The 14734-nt window shown below is 73.8% G+C and carries 12 protein-coding genes and 2 tRNA genes; 8 read left to right on the forward strand and 6 right to left on the reverse strand.

The genetic code is table 11. From position 1 onward, the window contains the following. Positions 1 to 77: 77 nt before the first annotated feature. Positions 78 to 1268 carry a zinc-dependent alcohol dehydrogenase gene (locus ACFY2L_RS08575; protein ID WP_390658559.1) on the forward strand — a complete coding sequence of 397 codons (1191 nt, stop codon included), beginning with the start codon at positions 78 to 80 and terminating at the stop codon, positions 1266 to 1268. A gap of 508 nt (positions 1269 to 1776) precedes the next feature. Here the strand turns inward: ACFY2L_RS08575 and ACFY2L_RS08580 are convergent. Beyond that, a complete protein-coding gene (locus tag ACFY2L_RS08580; protein ID WP_390821882.1) occupies positions 1777 to 2856 on the reverse strand; it encodes an ATP-dependent DNA ligase in 1080 nt (359 codons plus the stop codon). A 74-nt stretch (positions 2857 to 2930) separates the two neighbouring features. Between ACFY2L_RS08580 and ligD the strand changes: the two genes are divergently transcribed. Together ligD and ACFY2L_RS08590 are read left to right on the forward strand one after the other, a co-directional pair. Next, complete coding sequence (gene ligD / locus ACFY2L_RS08585; protein ID WP_390658557.1) at positions 2931 to 3968, forward strand: non-homologous end-joining DNA ligase; 1038 nt, start codon at positions 2931 to 2933, stop codon at positions 3966 to 3968. A 163-nt stretch (positions 3969 to 4131) separates the two neighbouring features. Then, positions 4132 to 5157, forward strand: a complete 1026-nt coding sequence (locus ACFY2L_RS08590; protein ID WP_390658556.1) for a LacI family DNA-binding transcriptional regulator — start codon at positions 4132 to 4134, stop codon at positions 5155 to 5157. Between the two features lie 233 nt (positions 5158 to 5390). Here ACFY2L_RS08590 and ACFY2L_RS08595 read toward each other — a convergent pair whose 3' ends face one another. After that, entirely contained in the window at positions 5391 to 6182 is a 792-nt protein-coding gene (locus tag ACFY2L_RS08595) for a VOC family protein (protein WP_390821883.1), read from the reverse strand. Between the two features lie 268 nt (positions 6183 to 6450). Between ACFY2L_RS08595 and ACFY2L_RS08600 the strand changes: the two genes are divergently transcribed. From ACFY2L_RS08600 to ACFY2L_RS08620, 5 genes are all read left to right on the forward strand, one after another. After that, positions 6451 to 6696 (forward strand): WhiB family transcriptional regulator, encoded by a 246-nt coding sequence (locus ACFY2L_RS08600; protein WP_390821884.1) that lies wholly within the window; start codon positions 6451 to 6453, stop codon positions 6694 to 6696. Between the two features lie 166 nt (positions 6697 to 6862). Continuing rightward, positions 6863 to 6934 (forward strand) — tRNA-Glu (locus ACFY2L_RS08605). 28 nt (positions 6935 to 6962) lie between these two features. Beyond that, on the forward strand, positions 6963 to 8324 hold the full coding sequence (locus ACFY2L_RS08610; RefSeq protein WP_390822395.1) for an SDR family NAD(P)-dependent oxidoreductase: 1362 nt from the start codon (positions 6963 to 6965) through the stop codon (positions 8322 to 8324). Beyond that, positions 8321 to 9541, forward strand: a complete 1221-nt coding sequence (locus ACFY2L_RS08615) for a ribonuclease inhibitor (protein WP_390658553.1) — start codon at positions 8321 to 8323, stop codon at positions 9539 to 9541. The genes ACFY2L_RS08610 and ACFY2L_RS08615 overlap by 4 nt, the downstream gene beginning before the upstream one ends. Positions 9542 to 9616: 75 nt before the next feature. Then, positions 9617 to 9692 (forward strand) — tRNA-Trp (locus tag ACFY2L_RS08620). Between the two features lie 572 nt (positions 9693 to 10264). Here the strand turns inward: ACFY2L_RS08620 and ACFY2L_RS08625 are convergent. The 4 genes from ACFY2L_RS08625 to ACFY2L_RS08640 form a co-directional block, all read right to left on the reverse strand. After that, entirely contained in the window at positions 10265 to 11239 is a 975-nt protein-coding gene (locus ACFY2L_RS08625) for an acyl-ACP desaturase (RefSeq protein ID WP_390821885.1), read from the reverse strand. Positions 11240 to 11458: 219 nt separating this feature from the next. Then, a complete protein-coding gene (ddaH, locus tag ACFY2L_RS08630; protein ID WP_390658551.1) occupies positions 11459 to 12235 on the reverse strand; it encodes a dimethylargininase in 777 nt (258 codons plus the stop codon). Positions 12236 to 12395: 160 nt separating this feature from the next. Then, positions 12396 to 14018 (reverse strand): ABC-F family ATP-binding cassette domain-containing protein, encoded by a 1623-nt coding sequence (locus ACFY2L_RS08635; RefSeq protein WP_390658550.1) that lies wholly within the window; start codon positions 14016 to 14018, stop codon positions 12396 to 12398. Between the two features lie 280 nt (positions 14019 to 14298). Then, the gene (locus ACFY2L_RS08640; protein WP_390658549.1) at positions 14299 to 14715 is read right to left on the reverse strand and encodes an SsgA family sporulation/cell division regulator; all 417 of its coding nucleotides are present in this window, start codon (positions 14713 to 14715) and stop codon (positions 14299 to 14301) included. Between the last annotated feature and the right edge of the window lie 19 nt (positions 14716 to 14734).

Consider the following 14734-nt stretch of genomic DNA (forward strand, 5'->3'; position numbering starts at 1 on the left):
GTACCCGGGGCGCAGCCAGGACCCGGGAGTCCCGGACCCGCCGGGGCGCACCGGACCGGCGGAGGGAGCACGGCACCATGAAGGCACTGACCTGGCAGGGGAAGCGGGACGTCCGGGTGGAGACCGTGCCCGACCCGGTGATCCAGGAACCCACGGACGCCGTCATCCGCATCACGTCCACCGGACTGTGCGGCTCCGACCTGCACCTGTACGAGGTGCTCACCCCGTTCATGACCCCGGGAGACATCCTCGGCCACGAGCCGATGGGCATCGTCGAGGAGGTCGGCGCCGGAGTGCCCGACCTCATGGCCGGCGACCGTGTCGTGGTGCCGTTCCAGATCGCCTGCGGCAATTGCTGGATGTGCCTGAACTCCCTGCCCACGCAGTGCGAGACCACCCAGGTCACCGGCGAGGGCATGGGCGCCGCCCTGTTCGGCTACACCCGTCTGTACGGCGCGGTCCCGGGCGCCCAGGCCGAGTATCTGCGCGTCCCGCAGGCCCAGTTCGGGCCGATCAAGGTCCCCGAGGGCCCGCCCGACGACCGCTTCGTCTATCTCTCCGACGTCCTGCCCACCGCCTGGCAGGCCGTCGCCTACGCCGACATCCCCGAGGGCGGCAGCGTCGCGGTGCTCGGCCTCGGCCCCATCGGCGACATGGCCTGCCGTATCGCCCAGGTGCGCGGCGCCGGCCAGGTGTTCGGCGTCGACCTGGTCGGCGAGCGGCTGCGGCGGGCCCGGGTGCGCGGGGTGACCACGTTCGACCTGCGCAGCTTCGACAGCGAGAAGGAACTGGTCGCCGCCATCCGCGACGAGACCGACGGGCGCGGCCCCGACGCCGTGATCGACGCCGTCGGCACCGAGGCCCACGGCAGCGCGGCCGCCCGCCTGGTCCAGAACGCGTCGGCGCTGCTGCCGCGGAGGATCGGCGGCCCCCTCGCGGAGCGCTTCAGCATCGACCGGCTCGCCGCCCTGCACACCGCCATCGAGCTGGTACGGCGCGGCGGCACCCTCTCCCTGGTCGGCGTCTACGGCGGCATGGCCGATCCGCTGCCGATGCTCACCATGTTCGACAAGCAGCTCCAGATCCGCATGGGCCAGGCCAACGTCCGCCGCTGGAGCGACGACATCATCCCGTACCTCACCGACGAGGACCCCCTCGGCGTCGACGACTTCGCCACCCACCGCATGCCGCTGTCGGAGGCGCCGCACGCCTACGAGATGTTCCAGCGGAAGCAGGACGGCGCGGTGAAGATCCTCATGACGCCGTGAGGCGGTCCTCGGGGAGGCCGTGAGCGGCGCTTCGGCAGCCGTGAGCTCGCCCTCCGGAGGCCCGTCGGCCACCCCTCCGGAGGGGGCGGGAGTCACGCTCCCGGGAGGCCGTCGGGCACCCGGCGGGGCCGGTGGGGCGCCGTTCGGGAGGCCTGAGCCGCCCTGTCGTAGGTTCGGAGGAGCGTTCCTGGGAGGCCGCGGGTACTCGGCGGGGCCGGTGGGGCGCCGTTCGGGGGCCGCCCGGCTGACCGCGGCGGTCCGCGTCTTGCCCCCGGCCCGCGCCGCCGCCGACCCTCCTCGTGGAGGGCCATGGGGCGTGCCGAGGCCTCGGCCGGCGTCACCCACCCAGCGCGTGAGTCTTCCTTCGGGGGACACCGTGCGTCTCCCTTCCGGGGACGAGGGCCGGGAGGTCAACCTTCCTGGCAGCCGTCGGGCACCCGGCGGGACCGTTCAGGCGCCCCCGGTACCGGGGCGGCGGTGGACCGTCGCGGGCCCGGAGCCCGTGGCGTCACGCCGTCCTGGGCGGCGCCCCCAGGATCTCCGCGAGGTCGTACCGCACCGGCTCCTCCAGCTGCGCGTACGTGCAGCTCTCCGGGGTGCGGTCCGGGCGCCAGCGGCGGAAGCGGGCCGTGTGCCGGAACCGCGCCCCGTTCTCCATGTGGTCGTACGCCACCTCGGCCACCCGCTCCGGCCTGACCGGCACCCAGGACAGGTCCTTCTTGCCCGACCAGCGGCTCGGCGCGCCCGGCAGCCGGGCCGTCTCATGGGCCGCCTCGTCCGACCAGGCCGCCCACGGATGCCCCTGCGCGTCCGCCATCCGCAACGGCTCCAGCTCCTCCACCAGCTCGGCCCGGCGCTTCATCGGGAACGCCGCCGACACCCCGACGTGCTGCAGCGCGCCCCGGTCGTCGTACAGGCCCAACAGCAGCGAGCCGACCACGGGACCGCTCTTGTGGAAGCGGTAGCCCGCGACCACCACGTCCGCGGTGCGCTCGTGCTTGACCTTGAACATGACCCGCTCGTCCGGCCGGTAGCGCAGGGCCGGCGGCTTGGCGATCACACCGTCCAGACCGGCGCCCTCGTACTGCTCGAACCACCGCCGGGCCACCTCGACGTCGGTCGTCGCCGGAGCCAGGTGCACGGGCGGGGTCGCCTCCCGCAACGCCCTGGTCAGCAGCTCCCGCCGGTCCGTCAGCGGCAGGTCGAGGAGAGCGGTGTCCGCCAGCGCCAGCAGGTCGAAGGCCACGAAGGAGGCGGGGGTCCGCTCGGCGAGCGTGCGCACCCTCGACGCCGCCGGGTGGATGCGCTCGGTGAGGGCGTCGAAGTCCAGCCGCCCCTCCCGCGCGATCACGATCTCCCCGTCCAGTACGCACCGCGGCGGCACCCGTTCCTTCAGCGCCTCCACCAGCTCCGGGAAGTACCTCGTCAACGGCTTTCCGGTACGGCTGCCCAGCTCGACCTCGTCCCCGTCGCGGAACACGATCGCCCGGAACCCGTCCCACTTCGCCTCGTACTGCATGCCCGGCGGAATCGCCGCCACCGACTTGGCGAGCATCGGCTTCACGGGTGGCATCACCGGCAGATCCATGCTCCGATTCTGCGCCCGCCCCGGGCGGATCGCCCGGTGTGCGCGCCCTGGGCCCTGCGCCTACCGTGGCTCGCATGGGCGACGCGGTGGAACTGGAAGCAGGCGGCCGGACCGTACGACTGTCCAGCCCCGACAAGGTCTTCTTCCCGGAGCGCGGCTTCACCAAGCTGGACCTCGCCCGCTACTACCAGGCCGTCGCCCCCGGCATCCTGCGCGCGCTGCGCGACCGCCCCACCACCCTGGAGCGCTACCCCGACGGCGTGGCCGGAGAGTCCTTCTTCCAGAAGCGGGCCCCGAAGAGCATGCCCGACTGGATCCCGACCGCCCACATCGCCTTCCCCAGCGGGCGCACCGCCGACGAGATGTGCCCCACCGAGGAGGCGGCGGTGCTGTGGGCCGCCCAGTACGGCACCCTCACCTTCCACCCCTGGCCGGTCCGCCGCGACGACGTCGACCACCCCGACGAACTGCGTATCGACCTCGACCCGCAGCCGGGCACCGACTACGACGACGCCGTCCGCGCCGCCCACGAACTGCGCGCCGTCCTCGACGAGTTCGGCGGCCTGCGCGGCTGGCCCAAGACCTCGGGCGGCCGCGGCCTGCACGTCTTCGTGCCGATCGAGCCCCGCTGGACCTTCACCCAGGTCCGCCGCGCCGCCATCGCCGTCGGCCGTGAGATGGAACGCCGTATGCCGGACCGCGTCACGATCAAGTGGTGGAAGGAGGAGCGCGGCGAGCGCATCTTCCTCGACTACAACCAGACCGCCCGCGACCGCACCATCGCCTCCGCCTACTCGGTACGCCCCCGCCCGCACGCCCCCGTCTCGGCGCCGCTGCGCTGGGAGGAGGTCGGCGTGGCCAGGCCCCGCGACTTCGACATCGCGACCATGCCGGTCCGGTACGCCGAACTCGGCGACGTCCACGCCGACATGGACGAGCACGCCTACTCCCTGGAGTCCCTGCTGGACCTCGCCCGCCGCGACGAGCACGACCACGGCCTGGGCGACCTCCCGTACCCCCCGGAGTACCCGAAGATGCCGGGCGAACCGAAACGGGTCCAGCCGAGCAGAGCCCGCCCCGAGGCCCCCAGGCCGGTACCTCCCCCGGAGTGAGCCGACCCCACCCGGCCGGCCCCCCGACGGCCACACCGCCCGACTGCCCCGGTCGCCGCCCCGCCTCACTGCGCGTCGGTCGTCAGCCGGCTGCGAGAGCGCTCTCACCGACCGCCGTCCCCGGAGCTATCCTGATCGGCATCCACCGAGGAGGAGCCCCGACGTGACCGAGACCGCGCAGCGTCCCACCCTGGAGGCCGTGGCCGCGCGGGCCGGGGTGTCCCGGGCCACCGTGTCCAGGGTCGTCAACGGCGGCGACGGGGTCCGGGAGCCGCTGGTGGAGCGGGTGCGGCAGGCCGTGGAGGAGCTCGGGTACGTGCCCAACCAGGCCGCGCGGAGCCTGGTGACGAAGCGGCACGGCGCCGTGGCCGTCGTGATCGCCGAACCGGAGACCCGCGTCTTCGCCGACCCCTTCTTCGCGCTCCAGCTCCGCGGCATCAGCAAGGAGCTGACGGCCCAGGACAACCAGCTGGTACTGCTGCTCACCGAGGGCCGCGACGACCACGCGCGCGTCGCCCGCTATCTCGCCGGCGGCCATGTCGACGGCGCCCTGGTCTTCTCCCTCCACCTCCACGACCCCCTCCCGGGCCTCATTCAGGGCGCCGGTGTCCCCACCGTGTTCGGCGGCCGCCCCGGCTGGAGCGACGGCAGCGCTGACGTCGTGTACGTCGACAGCGACAACCGCGGCGGCGCCCGCGAGGCCGTACGCCACCTCGTCGGCCTCGGCCGTACCCGCGTCGCGCACATCACCGGCGCCCTCGACCAGACCTCCGCCGCGGACCGTCTCGACGGCTACCGGGACGTGATGGGCGAGGCCGACCCGGGGCTCGTGGTGGAGAGCGACTTCACGCCCGGCGGCGGAGAGCGCGCGATGCGCGAACTCCTCGACCGCCGCCCGGACGTCGACGCGGTGTTCGCCGCCAACGACCTCACCGCCTCCGGCGTCCTGCGCGTCCTGCGCGAACACGGGCGGCGCGTGCCCGAGGACGTGGCCGTGGTCGGCTTCGACGACATGCTGCCGGTCGCCGAGGGCACCGACCCGCCACTGACGACGATCCGTCAGGACATCGAGGAGATGGGCCGGATCATGGCCCGCCTCCTGCTGCGCCGCCTCGACCCGCACACCACCGACGACCCCCCGGCCGGCGTGGTCCTGCCGACCACCCTGGTCCGCCGCGCCTCGGCCTAGGCCCTGTCGTCACGTTCCCGTCTGCCGCGCGACGCCCGGCACGCGTCCAGGGCTTCCGGGCGGCACGCCGACAGCACCTTCCCGCACGCCCGGCTTCGCTCGCGCGGGAGGGGCCCCACGACGCCACGCGGCCGCACCGCGGGCGACGCCGCCGCCTGCGCGACAGACCCGCGACGCGGTGACCCCCGGCGTCGCGCTCGCCGCGCACCCGGGTGACCGGTGGCAGGCCGCCCTCAGGCTTGCGGCGGTGCGCTTCTGATCACCGCGAAGCGTGCCCCGTACGGGTCGGCCAGCCTGGCCATGCGGCCGACGCCCTCGACGTCCGTCGCCGGCATCCGGACCGTGCCGCCCCGCCGCTCGGCCTCGGCGACGACCGCGTCGACGTCCGTGACCTCGAAGTACGGCAGCCAGTACGCGCCCGACCGCGCCTCCACCGGGTCGTCGGCCAGCGGTACGACCCCGCCGAACATGGCGTCCTCGCCCGCCCCGGCGGGATTGACGCACGTGTAGGTGCCGCCGGGGAAGGGGACGGCCGAGGTCTCCAGGCCCAGCGTCGCGTGGTAGAAGGCGGCCGCGGCGGCGATGTCGGGCGTGTACAGCTCCACCCAGCACAGCGAACCGGGATCGCCCGCCACGTCCACGCCCCTGGTCAGCCCCGGCTGCCAGAGACCGAACGGCACTCCGGCCGAGTCGGCGAGGATCGCCATCGTGCCCTTCCCCATCACGTCCATGGGGGCGAACAGCACCCGGCCGTGGGCCTGTTCGGCGGCCTTGACGGTGGCGTCCGCGTCCGGTGTCCGGAAGTACACCGTCCAGGACGACGGGCCCTGCTCGGGCGGGTTCTGCATGCCGCCCGCCACGGTCCTCCCGTCCAGCTGGAGGAAGCCGTAACCGCCGGCCTCGGGCCCCGCCGACCGGAAGCTCCAGCCGAACAGAGCGCCGTAGAAGGACGTGGCGCCCTCGATGTCCGGCGTGCCGAGGTCGATCCAGTTCGGGGCGCCGTCGACGAAACGGGTGGTGAGCATCTTCGCCCTCCTCACAAGGGTCCCCTTGTCTGCACTGCCGAGTCTCGCACCGCCCACTGACAATCGCTGCCGGAGTGCGGCCACCCGGCGCGGCGGCCCGAGCGGTCACCCGTGGTCACCGTCCGCCGTCCCCGCGTTCACGGGTGCTCCGCGCGCCGCCGTGCGCCACGGCCTGGCCCCGGCCATCATCGAGGCGGCCGGAGGCCCTGCCGCGCCGCGTATATCGGGCGTTGATCGGACGTTTTTCGCCGCGCGCCACGATGCTGGCATGCATACCGACACGATCCCCACGCCCGACCTCGGCTGGCAGCAGGAGGCGCTGTGCGCGCAGACCGGGGCGGACTTCTTCTTTCCGGAGCCCGGCAGTTCGGTGCGGGAGGCCAAGCGCATCTGCGGCATGTGCGACATGCGGCCCGCCTGTCTCGAGTACGCCCTGGCCAACGACGAACGCTTCGGCGTCTGGGGCGGTCTGTCCGAGAAGGAGCGCCTGCAGATCCGGCGCACCTCCCGCTGACCAGCCGTCACGCGACGGACCGGAGGGCGACCCGAAAATCCGGGAGACCGCATCGCGGGGGTGCGGTTAGGATCCGGGAGCGCCTCCGGCCGTGGCGCCGGGGGCAGTCGCGCCGGCTCGCCCAGCCGGCAGGCCGGTGCGCATCCGGTCGTCCGGGTGCGCGAAGGGTCCCGTAGAGCAGAGGCAGACTCGCCACCCTCTCAAGGTGGATACGCCGGTTCGAATCCGGTCGGGACCACGGCAGGATGAGCACGGGGGCGGGGCGGATGGGCGAGCGGAGCACGGCGGCGGCGGTCACCCCGCCGGTCACCGAGGCGGAACTGGCCGCCTTCCACCGGGTCGTGGGCAAGCTGCGCGCCCTGCCCGTCGACGATCCCGTACGGCTGCGGGCCGAGCAGGTCGCCGCGTCCTTCGCGCGCGACGGCCGGCTCGGACGGCGCAAGGCCCGGGGCGCCGAGGTGTCCGCCGCCGACGCCGCCGCGATGGCCGCGACCGCGACCGGCGCCCCGGACCGCCGCGAGGACGCGCCCCTGACGGAGACCGGCACCGGCCGCGCAGGCGTCTTCCGGCGGCCGCGCACCTGCTACGTCTGCAAGGCGCCGTATCGACAGGTCGACACCTTCTACCACCGGCTCTGCCCCGGGTGCGCCGCCGACAACACCGCGCGCCGGGCCCTGAGCACCGATCTGAGCGGGCGGCGGGTCCTGCTCACCGGCGGACGGGTGAAGATCGGCTTCCAGCTGGCGCTGATGATGCTGCGGGACGGCGCGGAGGTCCTGGTCACCTCGCGGTTCCCGCACGACACCGTGCGCCGCTTCCGTGCCGAGCCGGGCAGCGGGAAGTGGCTGGACCGGCTCACCGTCCTCGCCGTCGACCTGCGCGACCCGCGCCAGGTGCTGGGCCTGTGCGAGGACCTGCGCGCGCAGGGCGAGCCTCTCGACGTCCTCGTCAACAACGCGGCCCAGACCGTGCGCCGTCCCCCGCAGTCCTACGCCCTGCTGGCGGCCGGCGAGCACGACGCGCTGCCCGAGGGGGCGCGGCAGGCCCCCGGGTTCGCGCCGATGCGCATGCTCCGGGGCGGGACCGCGTCCCTCCCGGCGGCCCTGCGCGAGGCCGACGAGGCGGGGCTGCTGCCCGACCCCTCCCAGGAGAACTCCTGGTCGGCGACGCTCGGCGCGCTCGACCCGGCGGAGGTCCTGGAGACCCAGCTCGTCAACGCGCTGGCCCCCGCCCTGCTGTGCGACCGGCTGCTGCCGCTGCTGCTCGCCTCCCCGCGCCCGCGCCGGTACGTCGTCAACGTGACCGCCGTCGAGGGCCGGTTCGCCGTGCGCAACAAGATGCCCGGTCACCCGCACACCAACATGGCCAAGGCGGCCCTGAACATGCTCACCCGCACCAGCGCCGCCCAACTCGCCGCGCAGGGCGTCCACATGTGCGCGGTCGACACCGGCTGGATCACCGACGAGAACCCGGCGCCGAAGAAGGCCCGCATGGCGGGAGCGGGCTTCCGCACCCCGCTGGACGTCGTCGACGGGGCGGCGCGGGTGTACGACCCGATCGTGCGGGGCGAGGCCGGAAACCCGGTGTCGGGCGTGTTCCTGAAGGACTACCGGGAGGCGGAGTGGTGAGCGAGGAGAGCGCGGCGGCCGGGCCCGGGCCGGGCACCGGGCGGGCCGGTTTCGCCGGAGTGCCCCCTGTCGTTCCCCGTCCCCTCGCTGATCTGGCCCCGCTGCTCGACTGGCTGCGCGCGGGCCGGCCGGCGGGGGAGCGGCTGGACTTCGCCGCCGGGACGGCCCTGCCGGACGGCCGCCTCGACCTGTGCAAACAGGGGCTGGGCGCGGAGGGTGCCGCGCTGGTCGCCGAGGCCCTGGCCGCCGGCCCGTCGCCCGTACGGCATCTGCTGCTGGGCACCGACGCCCTCGGCGACGCCGGTGCCGCGGCCGTCGCCGCCACGGACGCGCCGGTCGAGACGCTCTACCTCGGCTGCAACGGCATCACCGCGGGCGGGGCCTGCCGGATCGCCGACCAACTGCGCGCCTCGCCGCAGGTCGTCACCGGCGTCTGGCTCAAGCGCAATCCGCTCGGCGGCGGAGGAGGCCGGGCGGCGGCCGAACTCATCGCGTCCGCGCGGACGTTGCGCACGCTCGATCTCGTCCAGACGGGACTGGACGCGGCGGGCGCCCTCGACCTCGCCGACGCGCTGCTGGCCGCCGCCGGCGACGGACGCCGTGTGGAGCGGCTCTTCGCCGGCGGCAACCCGCTGGGCGAGCCCGGCGCCGAGGCGCTCGGCGCGGTGATCGCCGCCGGCGCGGTCGACGAACTCTATGTGTCCGCCGCCCGGTTGGGCGACGCGGGCGCCCTCCGTCTCGCGGACGCGCTGGCCCGGGCGCCGTACGGGCGGCTCACCCGGCTGTCGGTCGCCAGCAACGGCATCGGGCCGCGTGCCGCCGCCCGGCTGGTGGGCGCGGCCACCGCGGCCGGCGTCACCCTGCTGGACCTCGGCCGGGTCCGGGCCGCAGGCGTGCTCGGCGCGGCGGACAACCGGCTCGACCTCGGGGCCGCCGACGCCGTCGGGCAGACGCTGGCGGCCGGCGAACACCGCCTCGCCCACCTGTTCCTGCGCCACACGGGCCTGCGCAGCCGTGAGGCCCACCGCCTCCTCGACCACGCGGCGCGGGCCACCACGGCCACCCGTTTCGTGCTCGGCCAGGGCGTCGCGACCAGCGTCAAGCGCCGCCTGACGGCTCTGAGCGCCCATGTCCCGCCGCCTGCCGTGCCACGGGACGTGGCCGCCGTACGCAGCGTGCACCGCACGGCACCGGCACCCGCACCGGCCGAGGACTGAGCCTCCTCCCTCCGCTGCCCCGAGGGGAGTGGACCTGACCGGCGACGGGCCGGGGCACTACGCTCTGCGCCAAGGGCGGGGCCGTAGCGCAGAGGCAGGCGCGCCGGTCTCCAGAACCGGAACACGCTGGTTCGAATCCAGCCGCCCCGCCCCCTCGGCCGTGACTCACCCGATGCCCCCGGCCGTCGTCACCGGCTCGGCCACCGTCCCACGGCAGGCGACGGTCCCGCCGGACCGGGCCCGCCCCACGGCCGGACGGTCCCGGGCGTCCGGGCAGCGGCCGGCGCGTGCGGGGAGCCCGGTGCGCAGGCACGGCGTACGGGTTCCGCCTCGTGCAGGGAACCGACGGGGCCGTGCCCGAACGGCTCCCGAGGCAGCCGGGTGCCCCGCCCCGGAGGCGGGTGGCGTGTGGCGCGGGCGGAGGGTCCGGGCGTACGGGCAGCGCCGAGGCGTGCAGGGAGCCCGGCGTGCAGGGCACGGCGTAGGGGTTTCGTTGCACGCGGGGCACCGACGGGGCCGGGCGGGCAACGGGTACGGGGCAGTCGGGTGTCTCGCCCCGCAGGGCGAGATCCACCGGTGCGGGTTCGGTGCTGAGGGCGTGCCGTGGCCGACGGGCGTGTGCTGTCGTCGTCGGCGGGGCGGCGCGGCGTTCTCGGCGGACCGGTGCCGCGGGCGGCCGGCCGGGGCGCGCCGGGGTGACGATGCGCCCGTGCCGGGTGTGGATCAGGCGCCGGCGCGCGCTGTCATCCGGGCCTTGCGCGCGGCCAGCTTCTCGTCGAACTTCCGGGCCTCCGTGTCCAGCCCGTTCAGGAACAGGCCCAGCTCCTCCTGCGCCTGCCGCCCCTCGGCGCCGAGGCCGTCGATGTCCATGACCTTCAGGTGGCGCAGCACGGGCTGGAGCACGTCGTCGTGGTGGATGCGCAGGTTGTAGACCTCGCCGATCGCCATCTGCGCGGCGAACCGCTCGAAGCCGGGCATGCCGTGGCCGGGCATGCGGAAGTTCACGATGACGTCCCGCACGGCCTGCATGGTGAGGTCGGGGGCGAGCTCGAAGGCGGCCTTCAGCAGGTTGCGGTAGAAGACCATGTGGAGGTTCTCGTCGGTGGCGATGCGGGACAGCATGCGGTCGCAGACCGGGTCGCCGGACTGGTGGCCGGTGTTGCGGTGCGAGATGCGCGTCGCGAGCTCCTGGAAGGCCACGTAGGCGACGGAGTGCAGCATCGAGTGGCGGTTGTCCGACTCGAAGCCCTCGCTCATGTGGGCCATGCGGAACGCTTCCAGCTTGTCCGGGTCCACCGCGCGCGAGGCGAGCAGGTAGTCGCGCATCACGATGCCGTGCCGGCCCTCCTCGGCGGTCCAGCGGTGCACCCAGGTGCCCCAGGCGCCGTCCCGGCCGAACAGGCTGGCGATCTCGTGGTGGTAGCTCGGGAGGTTGTCCTCGGTGAGGAGGTTCACCACGAGCGCGATACGGCCGATCTCGGTGACCTTGGACTGCTCCTTGTCCCAGGCCTCGCCGTCCTCGAAGAAGCCCGGGAAGTTGCGGCCGTCGCTCCAGGGCACGTACTCGTGCGGCATCCAGTCCTTGGCGACCTTGAGATGCCGGTTGAGTTCCGTCTCGACCACTTCCTCCAGGGCGTACAGCAGCTTGGCGTCGGTCCAGACGGCGGGGCTGCCGAGATGAGGGGTGGCGATCGTCACGAGGTACTCCAGGGGGACGGGAAAGCGGAGCGAAACACTCCGGCGAGCAGAACCGGAACTTACGGGATCGTAGGCTACGAAGCCGTAGGTTACGAAGCCGTAGGTTAAGGACGCTGTAAAGACCGCTGATCAGCCGGGCTCGACAACGGAACTCCGGACCTGCACGACAGCCCCGGGATCCGCACGTCCCAGGGCTGTTCAGACGATCCGGTCACCCGCTCAGGCGTACAGCTCCCGCAGCCGCACCGAGAGACATGTCACACAGCCCTCCAGCTTCTCGAACTCGCTGATGTCCACCACCACGGGCTCGAAGCCGAGGTCGGTGAAGAGCTCCGCCGTCTTCGGGGCGCCGGCCGACATGAGCAGCTTGGGACCGCCGAGGAGCACCACGTGCGAGCCGGCCTCCTCGGGCACCGACAGGAAGCGCGGGAACAGCGAGGGCCGGTCCACCTTCGGGATGTGCCCGATCACCGTGCCGTCGGGCAGCGCGGTGACCGCCGACTTCAGGTGCAGCACCTTGCTCACCGGGACGGCGACGACCCGCGCCCCCAGCGGCTCGAACGCGGCCCGCACCTGCTGCACGCCGGCGGCGTTGGTCCGCCCGCCCCGGCCGACGTAGATCGTGTCGCCGACCTTCAGCACGTCGCCGCCGTCCAGGGTGCCCGGCTCCCAGACCCAGTTCACCGAGCAGCCCAGACGGGCCACGGCCTCCTCGACCCCCTGGGTCTCCTCGCGCCGGGACTCGGCACCCGGACGCGCGATCAGGGCCACGTTCTTGTACATGACCACCGTGTCCTCGACGAACACGGAGTCAGGGCAGTCGTCGGCCGGGTCGACCTCGATCGTCTCCCAGCCGTGCGCGCGCAGGGCCTCCGCGTACGCCTCCCACTGCTCCAGGGCGAGCTCCACATCGACCTTCTCCCGCTCGATGTGGGTCACCAGACCCTCGGCGAGACGGGGGCCGGGGCGGCGGACGAGGGCCTTCTTGCTGGGCACGGACGGGTCTCCGAATCGGCGGTGGCTCGGGCCCGCCCGGCGGATCACGCCGTGGGCCCGACCGGCGCCCCTGACACGGCGCCGGTCCGCCATCATGCAGCGCCGGTCCACCAGGACAAAACCCCTGTCACCGGCCTGTGCCCCTCCTGAGACCGGCCGCCTACCGCGGATCCGCCAGCTCATCGAAGCTGCTTTCCCGCAACTCCCCGTCCAGCAGCAGCCAGCGGGTGATGCCGATCGACTCCAGGAACGGCAGGTCGTGACTGGCCACGACGAGGGCGCCCTCGTAGGACTCCAGGGCCGTGGTGAGCTGGCGGACGCTCGCCATGTCGAGATTGTTCGTCGGCTCGTCCAGGAGCAGCAGCTGGGGTGCCGGCTCGGCGAGCATCAGCGCCGCCAGGGCCGCCCGGAAGCGCTCCCCGCCGGACAGCGTTCCCGCCGTCCGGTCGGCGCGGGCGCCCCGGAACAGGAAGCGGGCGAGCCGGGCCCGGATCCGGTTGACGGTGGCCGCCGGCGCGAACCGCGCCACGTTCTCGGCGACGGTCAGCCGGTCGTCGAGCACGTCCAGGCGCTGCGGCAGGAAACGCAGCGGCACGTGCGCGTGCGCCTCGCCCGCGACCGGCGCCAGTTCGCCGGCGATGGTGCGCAGCAGGGTCGTCTTGCCCGCGCCGTTGCGTCCGACGAGCGCCACCCGCTCCGGCCCGCGCAGCTCGACACCGCCCGCCACGCGCGCGCCGTACGCCAGTTCCAGGTCCCGCAGGGTGAGGACGTCACGCCCCGGGGGGACGGCCGTGTACGGCAGGTCGACGCGGATCACGTCGTCGTCCCGTACGGCCTCCACGGCCTCGTCGAGCCGTTCCCTCGCCTCGCTGAGCCGCTCCTCGTGCAGGATGCGGTGCTTCCCGGCGGACTCCTGCGCCGCGCGTTTGCGCGCCCCCATGACGATCTTGGGCTCGCGCTTCTGGTCCCACATCTTCTGCCCGTACCGCTTGCGACGGGCCAGCTTGACCTGGGCGTCGGCCAGTTCGCGTTTCTGTCTGCGCAGGTCGGCCTCCGCGACGCGCACCATGCGTTCGGCGGCCTCCTGCTCGGTGGCGAGGGCCTCCTCGTAGGCGGAGAAGTTGCCGCCGTACCAGGTGATCTCCCCGGCCCGCAGGTCGGCGATCTGGTCGACGAGGTCCAGCAGCTCCCGGTCGTGGCTGACCACGATGAGCACGCCGGGCCAGGACGCCACGGCCGCGTACAGCCGGCGCCGGGCGTACAGGTCGAGGTTGTTGGTCGGCTCGTCGAGCAGCAGGACGTCCGGGCGGCGCAGCAGCAGCGCGGCCAGCCGCAGCAGCACGGACTCGCCGCCCGACACCTCGCCGACGGTGCGGTCCAGGCCGATGTGGCCGAGGCCGAGTTCGCCGAGGGTGGCCAGGGCGCGCTCCTCCACGTCCCAGTCGTCGCCGAGGGTCTCGAAGTGCTCGTCGCGGGCGTCCCCGGCCTCGATGGCGTGCAGGGCGGCGCGCTGTGCGGCGATGCCGAGGGCGTCGTCGACTCTCAGTGCCGTGTCCAGCGTGACGTTCTGCGGGAGGTGGCCGACCTCGCCCGAGATCCGCACGGTGCCGCCGGCCGGGGTGAGCCGTCCGGCGATCAGTTGCAGCAGGGTCGACTTGCCGGAGCCGTTGACGCCGACGAGCCCGGTCCGGCCGGGGCCGAAGGCGGCGTCGAGGTCCTCGAAGACGGGGGTGCCGTCGGGCCAGGAGAAGGAGAGGGAGGAACAGGTGATGGATCGTGTCAAAGCGGGCCTCGCGGTGGCGTGTGCGGTCAGGGGCAGACGCGTGTCGAGACACCGGAGGGCGGCGACCACCGCGGGAGCGGGGAGCGCGGGCATGCAAAGAGCCCTGTTGCGCAAGGACGGCTCGAACGCCGAGGTCGCACGCAGCGCTCACCCGTACGGGTGGCGCGGTGTCTCAGGACCTCAGACGAGCAACGTCCTTCTCCAATCGACGGCAACAGGACCGCTTCAGACGATAGGAGGGGCTGGAAGCCCCGTCAAAGGATTAAATGACGCCGCCGACTCAGCAGGCGTCCCGCATCAGTTCGGCCAGGTCGTGGTCGAGGTCGAGCTGGAGGTGCTCCCGGCCGACCGGCACGAGCTCGCTCGTGGCCCGCAGGAAGCGGCGGATGTCCGACGAGTGGACGTGCACGACGGCGGTGCCCTCGGGAGCGTGGAACTCCAGCACGGTGCGGTCGTACCCGTAGGGGCGGACGCGGACGTCGCCGTGACCCTCGGCCTCCTCGAGGCCGGCGGAGAGCAGCTCGCGGGCGAACGTCCAGCAGACCTCGACGCCCTCCAGGGTCGCCGGGGCCGGGAAGGTCATGCGGACGGCGAAGGGATCGCTGCGGTCGTAGTGCAGCATGGCGGGGATGCTCGGCATCCGTGGCGCGGCGGCGACCAGGCGGGCCTCTACGGGCTGCTCGATGACGGTGGACAACGCCTTGCTCCCTTGTCGA

The organism is Streptomyces sp. NPDC001381, from assembly GCF_042895685.1.
Taxonomy (GTDB): domain Bacteria; phylum Actinomycetota; class Actinomycetes; order Streptomycetales; family Streptomycetaceae; genus Streptomyces.